The organism is Bacillus cereus group sp. MYBK108-1 (genome assembly GCF_051917185.1).
Classification (GTDB): domain Bacteria; phylum Bacillota; class Bacilli; order Bacillales; family Bacillaceae_G; genus Bacillus_A; species Bacillus_A cereus.
Map to the genome: position 1 here is coordinate 136,922 of NZ_JBQAHZ010000012.1, position 14,103 is coordinate 151,024.

A 14,103-nucleotide genomic window follows, 5' to 3' on the forward strand; every position below is an offset into this window, starting at 1 on the left:
TTTATCCTAATTTCAGATTCATTTATAAGTAAAATTCCTACTAGCTGAGAATTTTGATAAAAAATCACTTTCCATTATCACATGTACCAACTTTTTTAATGATATTTCATATTTAAAGTGATATAACTCGATACAACGCCTCACAGTTCACCTTCCTCCTTGTCCTAATATGTAATTTTAAAGAAAAACCTTAGTTAATACTAATGAAAGTTTATTCATATTTCATCAAAAATTGATTACGCTTTACCGAACATGAATTATTCGGATATATAATATAAAACGTACAGTTCCCCTTATTCCAAATATAAGCCTTTTTCTACAACAAAAAAGACGCCCCCATAGGAGCGTCTTCCACTATTACGCTTGTTGTTGCGCGCTATATAATTCTTCAAGTGGCTTCATGATAATTTTGTTAACGTCACCGATTACAACGTTTAGGCGTTGCTCAGTTTCCATTAATTTTGTAATTTTAGCATCTTGTTGAATGCGAGCTACAACTTCTTGTGCTTGTTGGTTGTCTTCTTCAGTGATTTCTTGGCCTTGCATCATTTTCTGTTGTAGGCTAAGTTGCATTGTACGGAACTCATCGAATAAGTTCTTTGAAGCTGTGTCAGCTTGAACTGCTGCGTAGCTCTCTTTTAAAGTTTTGAAGTCTTCGTTTTCAGCGATTGCTTTTTGTAATTCATATGCAACATCATGAATGTTCTTTGTCATTTTATTTTTCCTCCTTTAGAAGGCTAGCGCTTTTCACTCGCACTGCCTTTTACGTGCATTTACATACGCACCTCTTCTTACCATATCAAACTATGCAAGAGATGTGAAGAAATTTCACTTTTATTTCTATGTACTCACCTTATTATCTAAGAAACAATAGTAACAATCCTTGTACGAGCCCGATCATTCCGCCTAATAACGCTCCTAAATACGTAATCATTTTCAATTCGTTTTTCGTAATAGACAGAACTAAGTCTTCTAATCTTTCTGTTGAGAATGTAGACACTTCTTGCTGGACAATTTCCGCAAGGTGTAGATTATTTAGTATACTCTCTACATTTTCTGTTCCCCACTTTAAGCCTTTCGCTACTGCACTTGGAACCACTTTTTCAATAATTGTTTCTCGAACTGGTTCACATACTTGCTGAACAGATTGATTTAAAAACTTACTCACTGTTTCCTCTACTTTAACTGCTGACAGCACGGAGCTTACAATCATTTCTTTCTCTACAAATGCTTCTAATTCTTTTACATCTCTTCCTTTTAACTTTTCCCACTCTTTTTGCAGTACGTCAGTTAAAAGCTGCTTTGTAGCATCTTGCCCTAAAAACTTAATAACTTCTGGCTGCACACGATCCACAACACTTACATTTCCTAAAAACATTCCGACTAAGTTAAGTAGCGTTCCGCGAGAAGCAAAGAAATCATCAATCATTTTTGAAAGACGTGCTTTCCCTTCTTCACTTTCAAAAAAGCTAATTCCTCGCTCTAAAATAAACGCAGAGACATTCGGAATCGCATTCTCTACTTTTTCATGTACAGAATGAGGTAAAGCCTGTTCCCATGTATATGTATAATACTCTGCTAAAAATGCATGAATTTTTTCTGTAATCACATATTCGATTTTTCGAGTCGCTTCTTCTTCTACATGCGCTACATTCCATTTTTCTAACATATATCGCAGTGATTGTTCATTCGTAATTACTTTATCCACTTCCACTTGCGCCCAGTGGATTAAACCTTTTTGAAACTCTTCATTTGTTAGCTTTTTTCCGATTCCTTCTGGTGTTAACAAATGTTCTACAACCATTTTTCCTAATTGAACAGCAAGTTCATCACGACGCTTCGGAATTAACCCTGGTGTAAATGGAACTTGAAACTTTCCGATATAAATAGGACGATGAGGACGAAATAACATTTTTATCGCTAAATGATTCGTGTATCCCCCAATAATTGCTCCGAGTCCTGTCGTCGTTAACATATTTAACCATATATTCATTACAATCAACCTTTCACTTCTCCAAAACTATAGCATATCATCATACGGACAAAAGTATAATGGTATAAAAACGTATTTGCAATATATAGCTTCGCCTATTATGCAAATAGTAGTAAAGGAGTGATTTCGTTGGTTCTCGGCCTTTTAACTTCTAAACTTCATTATGAGCAAACGTATTACACCGAAATCGCTAAACGCGCTCGGCTTTATCATAATGTCGTTGCCCAGTTTACGCCATTTTGTATTGATTCTAAAACAGACCTTGTTTCTGGTCTTATTTACGATACAGATACAGGAAAATGGAAAGAGCAAACATTCCCTATTCCTTCTTATATATATGATCGTTATTCTTTTCACGAGGAAACAGACTTTGAAAAAGCAAAATCAATTATTCACTCTTTGCACAACCGTCCTTCCACTACCTTTTTAAATAACACACTTATTAACTTAAGTGAACTACATGATTTATTTCTTACTAATAAAAAACTGTCTCCTTATATACCTAAATTTGAAATGGCAACGATACAAAACATTTTCAAACTGTTGTTAAAATCTAAAGATATTATTATACGCCCCACTAATATACATTCTAAAGATAACTTATATCGAGTCGCTTACAAAAATAAAACGTTTCATATCGATACAGTAAATGAAAAATACCATACTTCTCTTCCAATCAAGCGGACAGATGAATTTATATCTTGGTGTAAATCTAACATACGTTCATCACGCTACATAGTGCATACCATGCTACAACCACCAAATCAATTAACATACCCACTCCACATTCGAACTATTTTGCAAAAAAACAAAGAACAAACTTGGAATGTTATAGGTCAATTTATACAAAAAAGTTCATTTCCTAATCAGCTTTTACCTTCAGCAACAGACGATGATTCATTGCATTCATTTTCAAAAATTAAATACGTACTATCTAGTACAGGTGTGCAACTATTGCAAGACGCTTTACACGACATTATAAATGAAGTATTCCAAACACTAGATCAGTCTTATTCTTCATTATTCGAACTAGAACTTTCCACAATTATGGATCAAAAAGGCGCAATTTGGCTTATGTATGTCAACACGATCCCTCCTTACGAACAATACATTCGTCATAGTGATTCATTAGCTGAAAAGATATTTCACGGACCACTTAAATTCAGTCGCTTTACACCATAATGAAAGGAGGTAAACCTATTTTGAAAGAGCATATATATACATTAAATATTTCAGATGACCATCCAAATAGCATTACTTTACCTTACGTTTTTTCTATTACACCGCCTATTACATCTCTCTCCTTCGGCATACGTCATATTGCAAGTGAAGAGGTGAAAATTCATTATTCCTTTACTCGCGAAATTATTATCGGAAAGCATATTGCCGAAAAACTTTTACTGCCTCAATCAACTACTATTCATGCATTTACACAAAACCAAACAATTATTTTCGGACCATTAATCGGCATTTTTACAACTGGCTTTAATGATGATTCTTCTAACCCTTTAGGAAATCGTTCAATTGCTCTGAGTGAGTTATTAACACCACCATTCTCATTACGACCGTTCGTATTCGTCTTTGGGGTTCAACATATACACTGGGAAGAAGAAACGATTGAAGGATATTTCTTTCAAGAGAAACAATGGATAAAGAAAAAAGTCCCTTTACCAAATGTCATTTACGATCGCTTACCGAATCGGCAAGCGGAAAATTATAAACCAATTGTCAGGGCAAAAAGAAAATTAGAACAAGACTACTGCATTCCATGGTTTAACCCAGGTTTTTTCAATAAATGGGAAGTTCATCAACTTCTTACGAAAGACGAATCAATTAAACCCTTATTACCAAATACAGAAGCATTTCAGCATTTTGAACAAGTAGAACGGTTTCTTGGCACGTATAAATCAGTGTACATGAAACCAATACACGGGAGCTTTGGTAGAAATATTCATCAAATATTTTATTCTCAAACAGAGAATTGCTACTACTGTCGTTATCGCGAAAATGAAGAAAATAAACTGAGAAAGTATCAATCATTAGAAACGCTTCTAAACCACGTATTAAAAGGACATGATTTAAAAAAGTTTATCGTACAGCAAGGTATTTCGTTACTTCGCTTCGATGGGCAACCTGTTGATTTCCGCATTCATACAAATAAAAACCATTTCGGTAATTGGATAGTTAGTGCAATCGTCGCCAAAATCGCCGGCAAAGGCAGTTTAACAACGCACGTAAATAGTGGCGGTGATACAAAATTATTACAAGAGCTTTTTCCAGATTCAACGAAACAAGTTCAAATTGAAAATAAATTAAAACATACTGCCTTACAAATAAGTTACGCGCTCGATGAACAAGTAACTGGAAATATTGGAGAAATCGGTTTTGATATCGGTTTAGACACAAAGGAAAATCCTTGGCTCTTTGAAGCCAACTCTAAACCTGGGCGAACTGTATTCCAAGATAAAAAATTAAAAGAGCAAAGTGAACTGACGCGCCAGTTATTTTACGAATATGCCGTCTACTTAACTGAACATTCTTTACGTGATACAAAAGAAAAAATGTCTCAAATAAAATCAGGGGCTTCATCAAACACCGAACATATCCCTTCTCCTATGATTCACTCACAAATACAAAAACAAAAACTTCCACCTAGATAATAAGGTGGAAGTTTTCTATTTACACAAGTTTTACTACAACCTCAGTTTCCACGTTACATACTCTGCAATAAAAAATATGATTGCAATATTCATTTGAATTATTATGCGTTAAACCATCTACTGCACTTAATAATTCTTGATCCATATAGGCACTATAATCGTCTATGTAATCTACAGACTTCCCATAATCTTGGAGTATACTTTGGCAATTTTGACAAGAATATGTTTGTGATTCTAATGCGTTGCAAAGCGGGCAAATCCCCATCATGATTCCTCCATACGTTATCGTTTATAAGCCTCTCTTTTTTAGAGTGAAGAGAGCAACCTATCCAGACATAGGAGCGCCCACTCCATCCCTACTTAAAAATAGAACTATGAAGTTGCTACCGATTTCATTTTTATTTCAATAAATCATAAATAAGAAGCTAATAATTAGCCTACAAGTAGCAGGCTACAATGAAAAAATTATATTTAATATCACCCTTAGTTTGGCCTGTTTTCTTAAAAATACAACGATTACTCTTATTTCATAATTTACGAAATCAATACGTTTTTTTGACAAAATTTACAAATTATTATTTTGTATATCTTTCTAGGTAACATCCATACTATGAGTACAAACTTAATTACCGATGGATTAGCGCCAACCGGGGCGATAATCTGGTTCAACTCCAGCTAGTCCAACCAAAAAAACTTTTATAACTCTAAGGAGGATATATTCCTATGGCAAACCAAAATTCTTCAAATCAATTAGTAGTACCAGGTGCAACAGCTGCAATCGATCAAATGAAGTACGAAATCGCTCAAGAATTTGGTGTACAATTAGGAGCAGATTCTACGGCTCGCGCTAACGGTTCAGTTGGTGGAGAAATCACAAAACGTCTAGTTGCAATGGCTGAGCAAAGCCTTGGCGGATTCCACAAATAAATATATATGGCAAAAAGGTCTCAAGGCATATGCCTTGAGACCTTCCTTAATTTATTGCAACATTTGTAAAAACTTCTTCGTGCGTTCTTCTTTTGGATTTGTAAATACTTCTTCTGGTGTACCTTGTTCGACAACGACACCACCATCCATGAAAATAACACGGTTCGCAATTTGATGTGCAAAACGCATTTCGTGCGTTACAATAACCATCGTCATGCCCTCTTTAGCAAGTTCTTTCATTACTTTCAGAACTTCTTGAACGAGTTCAGGATCAAGCGCTGACGTCGGCTCATCAAATAGTAACACTTCCGGCTCCATCGCAAGTGCGCGCGCAATTCCAACGCGCTGTTGTTGTCCGCCTGATAATTGGAACGGATATAAATCCACTTTATCTGCTAAACCAACTTTTTCAAGGAAATAGTTTGCTTTTTTCTTCGCTTCTTCTTTCCCCATCTTTTTCACTGTAACGAGCCCTTCCATTACATTTTGAAGTGCTGTTAAATGCGGGAATAAATTATGGTGCTGGAATACCATACCTGTTTGCGTACGAAGATTAACAATATCTTTCTTCGTTACTTTTTGAGAGAAGTTAAGCTCTTTATTACCGATACGAATATTACCAGCGTTTGGCGTTTCTAATACATTGAGACAACGTAAGAATGTCGTTTTACCAGATCCAGACGGCCCAATAATAACAACAACCTCGCCCTTCTCAACTGTTAAATCTATATGCTTTAGTACGGTATTATCTCCGAAACTTTTTTGTAAGTGCTGAATTGAAATCATAAAAACAAAAACTCCTTTTGTAAAAGGATTATTTTAATGTATAGCGTTCTGAACGCTTTTCTAACATCTGTTGTACGATTGATAATAAGAAACAAATAACCCAGTAAATAAGACCTGCTTCAAAATAAACAATTAAAAACTCGTAGTTCATCGCCGCAATTTCCTGCGCTTTTCGGAACATTTCTGTTACTAAAATTAACGATGCTAATGAAGTATCCTTCACTAAGCTAATAAATGTATTTGAAAGCGGCGGGATTGATACGCGCGTTGCTTGTGGTAAAATAACACGTTTTAATGCTTGTGGATATGTCATCCCAATTGTATAAGCTGCTTCCCACTGCCCTTTCGGAATGGAAAGGATAGAAGCACGAATAATTTCAGATGCATATGCACCGACATTTAATGAAAATCCAACAACTGCTGCTGTATATGGCTCAACTTCAATATTAAGAGTTGGAAGACCATAGAAAATAATAAATAACTGTACAAGAAGTGGCGTTCCGCGAATGATAGATACATAGATACGAGCAATCCATTGTAAAATACGACTACCTGAAATACGTGCGAGCGCTGTTAACGTCGCAAGTATAAGACCGATAATAAATGTAATAAGCGTTAATGGAATTGTTGTAAAAACAGCTTCCTTCAGCATAGGCATGAAGGAAGTCTGCATAATATCTATCCAAGTAGACAATCGATCTGAAACTAATGCACTACTTAGATACATTTTCACCGAACCATTTTTTCGTTATTTTGTCATACGTACCGTCTTTTTTCATATCTTCTAACGCTTTATCTACTTCTTGTACAAGCTTATCGCTACCTTTACGGAATAAGAATCCACTTTGTGAAGCTTCTTTTTCTGTATCTACAATTTTAATTTTTGCATCTTTTTTCGTTTCTAAATAATTTAATACTGATAACTTATCATTAATTGTAAAATCAACGCGTCCTGAAGCTAATAATTCTGCCGCTTGGCTAAATCCTTCTACACCTTCGATTTCTGCACCGTTTTTCTTAGCAATATCTGCATAGTTACTCGTTAAAGATTGTGCTCCTTTTAACCCTTTTACATCAGCAAATGTAGCAGGCTTATCTTTATCTTTTGCGATAACTAATGCCGCTGAAGATGAAATGTATGGTTTAGAGAAATCGTATTTCTTTTGACGATCTTCACGAATACCAACTTCGTTTGCAACCATATCGAAACGTTTTGCATCTAGGCCAGCAAGTAAGCTATCCCATTGTGTTTCTTTAAATACAGGTTTTACACCTAAACGTTTTGCAACTTCTTCTGCTAATTCAACATCGAATCCAGTTAATTTATTGCTTGAATCGTGGAACGTAAATGGTGGATATGTACCTTCTGTACCAATTACAAGTTCACCGCTTTGTTTAATCTTTTGTAACGCGTCTTGACTAGCTGTATCTTTTTTCTCTTCTTTACCGCAGCCGGCTACAATCCCGATCGCTAATGTAGTTACTGCAAGCACTGAAAATAATTTCTTCATGATAGTAATCCTCCAAGTATTCTGATAGGAATTTAAAAACTATATTGATTGTATGCAATCTTGAACAATTTTTCAATGAAAATGTTCTTATTTAGTTTATCCTTTTTCTTCATAATCAAACAAAAGGGAAAAATAACGCTACATACAAAAAATAAGTAACATTTTTTAATATAGCATTTATGGAGAAAAAGGTAAAACAATACTTCTTATTTAACTGTCGTAATTCGCTAAAGAGTCGACATGTTCATCAATAAAAAAGAACTTGTGAAAATCACAAGTTCTCCTCCATGCATATTAAGCACTCTGATTGCCTTCCATTTGCGTTTTATACATATCGTAATAACGCCCCCGCTTTTTCATGAGTTCATCATGAGAGCCTTTTTCTAAAATGGTTCCTCTATCGAGCACAATAATTTGATCTGCGCTTTTAATCGTTGAAAGGCGGTGAGCGATAATAAATGTCGTTCTTCCTTTTTTTACAACTTCTAGTGCTTGTTGAATCATCGCCTCTGTTTCTGTATCAATACTAGACGTTGCTTCATCTAAAATTAAGATAGCTGGATCAAAAGCAAGCGCCCTAGCAAATGAAATAAGCTGACGTTCTCCAGTGGAAAGCGTACTTCCCTTTTCTGTAATTTCTTCATTTATATTATTCGCAAATCTTTCAGCACCAACATCATGCAATGCTTTTATGATACGCTCTTTTGAAATTTTTTCATTTTCTAAGCTTACATTGGAAGCGACCGTCCCGCTAAAAAGAAACGGGTCTTGCAGTACGATTCCCATATGTTCACGGGTTGCTTGTTTCGGCATCTCTTTTACATCGTGACCATCAATCGTAAGCTTTCCTTTTTCAAACTCATAAAATTGAAAGAGTACATTCATGATAGAACTTTTTCCTGATCCAGTATGACCGACAAGTGCCACTGTCTCGCCTTGTTTCGCTTCAAAAGAAATATTTTTTAACACTTCATCTTTTCCATTATAAGAAAATGATACATTATCAAATTTTACATTTCCTTTTAAACGAGGCATACGTTCTTCTTCTACCGGTTCCCCTTTTTCCTCTAACAATTCAAAGACACGTTCTGATGCAACGCGCGCTTGCTCTAAGTTTGCAAGCTGGTTCACCATATTCGTAATTGGCGAGAATAATCGTGTTAAATAATCGACGAACGCATACAGTACCCCAAGTGAAATAATACCTGTAGCACTTAATGACGCACCGCCGAAATACCAAATTACTCCTGTGAAAGCTATATTTCTTAATACGGCTACTAAGTTATGCGAAGTTGCTGCATTTAAATTTAAAATTTTATTTTGATACTTAAAATAATCGCCATTTAATTCTTCAAATTCTTTTTTCGTTTCACGCTCTTGACGGAACGCTTGAATAATTGGCATCCCTTGAATGGATTCATTCACTGTTCCGTTAATATCAGATAAGCGAGAGCGCATTTTATGATTGTATACAGACGCATATTTTCTATAAAGAATCGCCCAAACAATTAAAATTGGGATAATTAATAAGCATAATGAAGCGAGCTTCACATCTAATAAAAATAACGCAGCGAATATCCCAATAATATAGATGATACTAGAAACGAATGTTGCCAGCACCGTTACATATAAATCACGAATGGCCTCTGTATCATTCGTCACACGCGAAACAATTTTCCCCGCCGGTAAATGATCAAAGTACCGAATTGGCAACGTTTGAATATGAGAAAAAACATCTTCCCTCATAATTTGAATAATTTTGTTCGCTGCCTTCTGCAAGAAGAACTGCTTTCCGTATGCAAATAATGACACGACTACTAATAAAGCGAAATAGCCACCACCAAGTAATAATAGACGGTTTATTTCTGGTTTATAAAATGCAAACACTTCTTCTTTCGTTAATGCTTTCGCTTTATACACTTGCACCGCCTTACCATTTTGAACGGTAATCATATCCCCTTTTACAGTCCGTGACCCTTCCGCATTTACTTTATTCGGTACAAAATAATATTGAAAACCGACTTGCATTACGCGTACTTCTTTTCCTTTTTTCTCGCCTTGTTCAAAGCGATCACTTCGCTTATAAAAAGCCCCATTATACGAAACAGCATCTTCACTCTGTTCTGTTTCATACCAAGGTTTCTCTATCCCGACGATATGATCGTCAATCATCGTTTTAGCGACGAAAGGACCAGCAAGCTCTGCGATGACGAAAATAAATAACATTAACATCGCAGCAAAAATCGTCCCTTTCACTTTCATCGCGTATTGAAACAATCGTTTTGAAACGCTCATATTTTCACCCCACTATCCGCACTTTCACTTTCACCTTGTTGTCTTTCAAACTGTTCAGCATACCAGCCTCCCTTTTGGATAAGCTGATCATGCGTACCTTCTTCTATAACTGCGCCTTCATCCATAACGAGAATCCAATCCGCATGTTGCACTGCAGATAAACGATGCGTCGTAATAATCGTCGTCTTTCCACTTCTTTCCGTTCTTATATTTTCAATGATCGCTGCTTCCGTACGAGCATCTACAGCTGATAAAGAATCATCCAAAATTAAAATTTCTGGATTTTGAATAACAGCTCGTGCAATCGAGATCCTTTGTTTTTGCCCTCCTGATAAAGAAACACCTTTCTCTCCAACGAGCGTTTCTAACCCTTCTGGTAAAAACTCTAAATCCTTTTTAAACGCAGCAATTTCAATTGCTTTCTCTAGTTCTTCTTCAGTCGCTTCCCTATTTCCGAATAAAATATTTTCTCGCGCTGTTTTTGAGAACAAAATATGCTCCTGCGGTACATAACCAATCCAGCCGAGTACATTTTCATTCGTCATTTTATCTAAAGTCACATCAGAAACTGCAATATCTCCATCTCCAAGCGGATATTGGCGAAGAAGCTGACGTACAAGCGTCGTTTTCCCGCTTCCTGTTTTTCCGACAACCCCTAGCGTTTCTCCTTGCTTTAATGTGAAAGAAACCTTTTTTAAATTTTCTTCAGTTGATGAAGGATATGAGAAAGACACATCATCAAACTGAATATAATCCGGCTCTTGCACAAGCTTTGGATGTTTCGGATTCTTTACATCTGGCTCATACGCTAACGTTTCATTCACACGGTCAAGCGAAGCATTTCCTCTTTGCATAACATTAATTAATTCCCCAATTGCAAACATCGGCCAAATCATCATCCCTAAATACACGTTAAAAGAAACGAGTTCACCAAGCGTCACCTTTGACTGGAACACAAGGTATGCACCGTACACTAAGCCGATTAAATAACTAAGACCGACAAGCATTTTCACAGTTGGTTGGAATAATGCATCAATCTTTGCTACCTTCATATTTTTTTCGTAGACGTCATCTCCTAAATGATGAAATCTTTCCTCGTCTGCATTCTCTTGTACGTATGCACGAATAACGCGCACACCAGCGATTGATTCAAGCACTTTATCGTTCATATCACCAAACGCATCTTGTGCAACTGTAAATCTTTCATGCAATTTCTTTCCATATATATTCATCGCATACGCCATAATTGGAAGCGGAATAAGCGCTGCAAATGTAAGCTCCCAACTAATTGTAAACCCCATCATAAAGACAATCGTAAGCATATATAAACTAGAATCCACAAGCGTTAATATACCAAAACCAGCTGTCATAGCGATTGCTTTCAAATCATTTGTCGCTCTCGCCATTAAATCACCAGTACGATTTTTTTGATAAAAAGTCGGCGTCATCTTAAGTAAATGCCCCATAAATTTAGAGCGCATCGTTTTCTCAAGTACGAATGCACCGCCAAACAATTGATGTTGCCATACGAAAGTAAGGCCATATCCAACGATCGTAACCCCTATTAAAATAAGAATAGACTGTATAATAGCTTCGTTCGATAACGTTCCTGTTTTTATGTTATCTATCGTAACCCCTAACACTTTCGGGGGAATCACTTCAACTATATTCACAATTAAAAGAGCTCCAATGGCAATACTATATCTCTTCCAGTGCTCCCTAAAAAACCATTTTAGCTTTAGTAATACTGATAACAATGTAACCTCTCCCTTCTCGTTCTCGTTTACCTCTCATTTCTTTATCCACTATCCAGACCTATCACATTTACATTTCGTAACCCATACAATCTCATCACATTTTTCCACCTTCCAAAGTTTTTTATCGGAACTAAACAAGGGAAAATAAACAAAAAAAAGCATACCGCCGCTTGACGATATGCACAGGAATGCATAAAAAGCGTACGTTACGATATACGCAACGTACGCTTCTTATAAGACAAAGATGCCCTATATATCCGTACGGGTTGCGTAATGATATGAATGTTTTCTGCCATTTAACAGAGCTAAGCCCATTACATTTACGATTACAATCATTACGCACACCCCTTTCATTTATTTTCCATTTATAATCTTACAACTTTATTGAGTATTCCGTCAATTATTTTTTCACACTTTAAATAAAAATATATGATACACCATTTTGAAATAAGGGAATGTTCTGTAAGAAAGGGCATACAAAATAAAAAAAGAATAAGAAATCGTTTTCACAAACATTTCATTTGAAAAATGTTATCAAACCCCCTACAATCACCTTATACTCACTCTTACAAGTTGCTATTTTAGGAGGACTAATCATGACAACTAGCAATACGTACAAATTTTATTTAAACGGAGAATGGAGAGAAAGCTCTTCAGGAGAAACAATCGAAATTCCATCTCCATACTTACACGAAGTAATTGGACAAGTACAAGCAATTACTCGCGGAGAAGTAGATGAAGCAATTGCATCTGCAAAAGAAGCTCAAAAATCATGGGCTGAAGCTTCCCTACAAGATCGCGCAAAATACTTATATAAATGGGCTGATGAGCTCGTAAATATGCAGGATGAAATTGCCGATATCATTATGAAAGAAGTCGGTAAAGGATATAAAGATGCGAAGAAAGAAGTTGTTCGTACAGCTGACTTCATTCGTTACACGATCGAAGAAGCTTTACATATGCACGGAGAAAGCATGATGGGCGATAGCTTCCCGGGCGGTACAAAATCTAAGCTTGCGATTATCCAACGCGCACCACTTGGTGTTGTATTAGCAATCGCACCATTTAACTACCCAGTAAACTTATCTGCTGCAAAACTTGCACCAGCATTAATTATGGGTAACGCTGTTATTTTCAAACCAGCAACTCAAGGTGCAATTAGTGGTATTAAAATGGTTGAAGCACTTCATAAAGCTGGCCTTCCAAAAGGTCTTGTAAACGTAGCTACAGGACGCGGTTCTGTAATTGGTGACTACTTAGTAGAACACGAAGGCATCAATATGGTATCGTTCACAGGTGGTACAAACACAGGTAAACATTTAGCGAAAAAAGCTTCAATGATTCCACTTGTATTAGAACTTGGTGGTAAAGATCCTGGTATCGTTCGTGAAGATGCTGACTTACAAGATGCTGCAAACCATATCGTAAGCGGTGCATTCTCTTACTCTGGTCAACGTTGTACAGCTATTAAACGTGTACTTGTACACGAAAACGTAGCGGACGAGCTTGTTAGCTTATTAAAAGCGCAAGTAGCTGAACTATCAGTTGGATCTCCAGAACAAGATAGCACAATCGTTCCATTAATCGACGACAAGTCTGCTGACTTCGTTCAAGGTTTAGTTGACGACGCTGTAGAAAAAGGTGCTACAATCGTTATCGGTAACAAACGTGAGCGTAACTTAATTTACCCAACATTAATCGATCACGTAACAGAAGAGATGAAAGTTGCTTGGGAAGAGCCATTCGGCCCAATCCTTCCAATCATCCGTGTTTCTTCAGATGAACAAGCAATTGAAATTGCTAACAAATCAGAGTTCGGTCTGCAAGCAAGTGTCTTCACTAAAGACATTAACAAAGCATTTGCAATTGCTAACAAAATCGAAACTGGTTCTGTTCAAATTAACGGACGCACAGAGCGCGGCCCTGACCACTTCCCATTCATCGGTGTAAAAGGTTCAGGTATGGGCGCACAAGGTATTCGTAAGAGCCTTGAGTCTATGACACGTGAAAAAGTAACTGTATTAAACTTAGTTTAATCTTATAAAAAGAAGCTGATCTATAAATGAACTGCACCCCAATTGTTAGACACAGTCTAACAATTGGAGGTGCAGTTTTTTGTATGACAAAATTTACGAAGGATTTAAGGTTAACGCTCGTTCAAGGATTTAATCCGA

12 protein-coding genes are annotated in these 14,103 nt (G+C 36.4%); 4 read left to right on the forward strand and 8 right to left on the reverse strand.

All coding sequences use genetic code 11. The features are described from left to right. Positions 1 to 357: 357 nt before the first annotated feature. Together ACTFSL_RS17835 and ACTFSL_RS17840 are read right to left on the reverse strand one after the other, a co-directional pair. Positions 358 to 714 carry a YlbF/YmcA family competence regulator gene (locus ACTFSL_RS17835; RefSeq protein WP_000164614.1) on the reverse strand — a complete coding sequence of 119 codons (357 nt, stop codon included), beginning with the start codon at positions 712 to 714 and terminating at the stop codon, positions 358 to 360. A gap of 142 nt (positions 715 to 856) precedes the next feature. Then, entirely contained in the window at positions 857 to 1,993 is a 1,137-nt protein-coding gene (locus tag ACTFSL_RS17840; RefSeq protein WP_440042154.1) for a DUF445 domain-containing protein, read from the reverse strand. Positions 1,994 to 2,122: 129 nt separating this feature from the next. Here ACTFSL_RS17840 and ACTFSL_RS17845 point away from each other — a divergent pair, with 129 nt between their 5' ends. After that, positions 2,123 to 3,175: a YheC/YheD family endospore coat-associated protein gene (locus ACTFSL_RS17845; protein ID WP_025687293.1), complete on the forward strand. Its 1,053-nt coding sequence runs from the start codon at positions 2,123 to 2,125 to the stop codon at positions 3,173 to 3,175. Between the two features lie 20 nt (positions 3,176 to 3,195). Further along, positions 3,196 to 4,653: a YheC/YheD family endospore coat-associated protein gene (locus tag ACTFSL_RS17850; protein WP_000658062.1), complete on the forward strand. Its 1,458-nt coding sequence runs from the start codon at positions 3,196 to 3,198 to the stop codon at positions 4,651 to 4,653. 19 nt (positions 4,654 to 4,672) lie between these two features. On the opposite strand, the gene ACTFSL_RS17855 is transcribed toward ACTFSL_RS17850, so the two are convergent. Continuing rightward, positions 4,673 to 4,918 carry a hypothetical protein gene (locus ACTFSL_RS17855; RefSeq protein ID WP_000510476.1) on the reverse strand — a complete coding sequence of 82 codons (246 nt, stop codon included), beginning with the start codon at positions 4,916 to 4,918 and terminating at the stop codon, positions 4,673 to 4,675. Between the two features lie 458 nt (positions 4,919 to 5,376). On the opposite strand from ACTFSL_RS17855, the gene sasP reads away from it, so the two are divergent. Continuing rightward, positions 5,377 to 5,580 carry a small acid-soluble spore protein, SasP family gene (gene sasP, locus ACTFSL_RS17860; RefSeq protein WP_000013338.1) on the forward strand — a complete coding sequence of 68 codons (204 nt, stop codon included), beginning with the start codon at positions 5,377 to 5,379 and terminating at the stop codon, positions 5,578 to 5,580. A 51-nt stretch (positions 5,581 to 5,631) separates the two neighbouring features. On the opposite strand, the gene ACTFSL_RS17865 is transcribed toward sasP, so the two are convergent. The 5 genes from ACTFSL_RS17865 to ACTFSL_RS17885 form a co-directional block, all read right to left on the reverse strand. Beyond that, complete coding sequence (locus ACTFSL_RS17865; RefSeq protein WP_000623610.1) at positions 5,632 to 6,366, reverse strand: amino acid ABC transporter ATP-binding protein; 735 nt, start codon at positions 6,364 to 6,366, stop codon at positions 5,632 to 5,634. A gap of 28 nt (positions 6,367 to 6,394) precedes the next feature. After that, entirely contained in the window at positions 6,395 to 7,093 is a 699-nt protein-coding gene (locus ACTFSL_RS17870) for an amino acid ABC transporter permease (protein WP_000281501.1), read from the reverse strand. Further along, positions 7,080 to 7,877: an amino acid ABC transporter substrate-binding protein gene (locus ACTFSL_RS17875; protein WP_000732840.1), complete on the reverse strand. Its 798-nt coding sequence runs from the start codon at positions 7,875 to 7,877 to the stop codon at positions 7,080 to 7,082. The genes ACTFSL_RS17870 and ACTFSL_RS17875 overlap by 14 nt, the downstream gene beginning before the upstream one ends. Before the next feature lie 294 nt (positions 7,878 to 8,171). Next, positions 8,172 to 10,172 (reverse strand): ABC transporter ATP-binding protein, encoded by a 2,001-nt coding sequence (locus tag ACTFSL_RS17880; RefSeq protein WP_000116641.1) that lies wholly within the window; start codon positions 10,170 to 10,172, stop codon positions 8,172 to 8,174. Next, the gene (locus ACTFSL_RS17885) at positions 10,169 to 11,929 is read right to left on the reverse strand and encodes an ABC transporter ATP-binding protein (RefSeq protein WP_000953783.1); all 1,761 of its coding nucleotides are present in this window, start codon (positions 11,927 to 11,929) and stop codon (positions 10,169 to 10,171) included. Before ACTFSL_RS17885 ends, ACTFSL_RS17880 begins: the two co-directional genes overlap by 4 nt. Positions 11,930 to 12,525: 596 nt before the next feature. Here ACTFSL_RS17885 and gapN point away from each other — a divergent pair. After that, positions 12,526 to 13,965 carry an NADP-dependent glyceraldehyde-3-phosphate dehydrogenase gene (gene gapN / locus ACTFSL_RS17890; protein ID WP_000213634.1) on the forward strand — a complete coding sequence of 480 codons (1,440 nt, stop codon included), beginning with the start codon at positions 12,526 to 12,528 and terminating at the stop codon, positions 13,963 to 13,965. Positions 13,966 to 14,103: the final 138 nt, after the last annotated feature.

Coding starts and splice junctions, on each gene's coding strand:
- ACTFSL_RS17835 (WP_000164614.1), bottom strand. CDS start 714: ATGACAAAGAACATTCATGATGTTGCATATGAATTACAAAAAGCAATC.
- ACTFSL_RS17840 (WP_440042154.1), bottom strand. CDS start 1,993: ATGAATATATGGTTAAATATGTTAACGACGACAGGACTCGGAGCAATT.
- ACTFSL_RS17855 (WP_000510476.1), bottom strand. CDS start 4,918: ATGGGGATTTGCCCGCTTTGCAACGCATTAGAATCACAAACATATTCT.
- sasP (WP_000013338.1), top strand. CDS start 5,377: ATGGCAAACCAAAATTCTTCAAATCAATTAGTAGTACCAGGTGCAACA.
- ACTFSL_RS17865 (WP_000623610.1), bottom strand. CDS start 6,366: ATGATTTCAATTCAGCACTTACAAAAAAGTTTCGGAGATAATACCGTA.
- ACTFSL_RS17870 (WP_000281501.1), bottom strand. CDS start 7,093: ATGTATCTAAGTAGTGCATTAGTTTCAGATCGATTGTCTACTTGGATA.
- ACTFSL_RS17875 (WP_000732840.1), bottom strand. CDS start 7,877: ATGAAGAAATTATTTTCAGTGCTTGCAGTAACTACATTAGCGATCGGG.
- ACTFSL_RS17880 (WP_000116641.1), bottom strand. CDS start 10,172: ATGAGCGTTTCAAAACGATTGTTTCAATACGCGATGAAAGTGAAAGGG.
- gapN (WP_000213634.1), top strand. CDS start 12,526: ATGACAACTAGCAATACGTACAAATTTTATTTAAACGGAGAATGGAGA.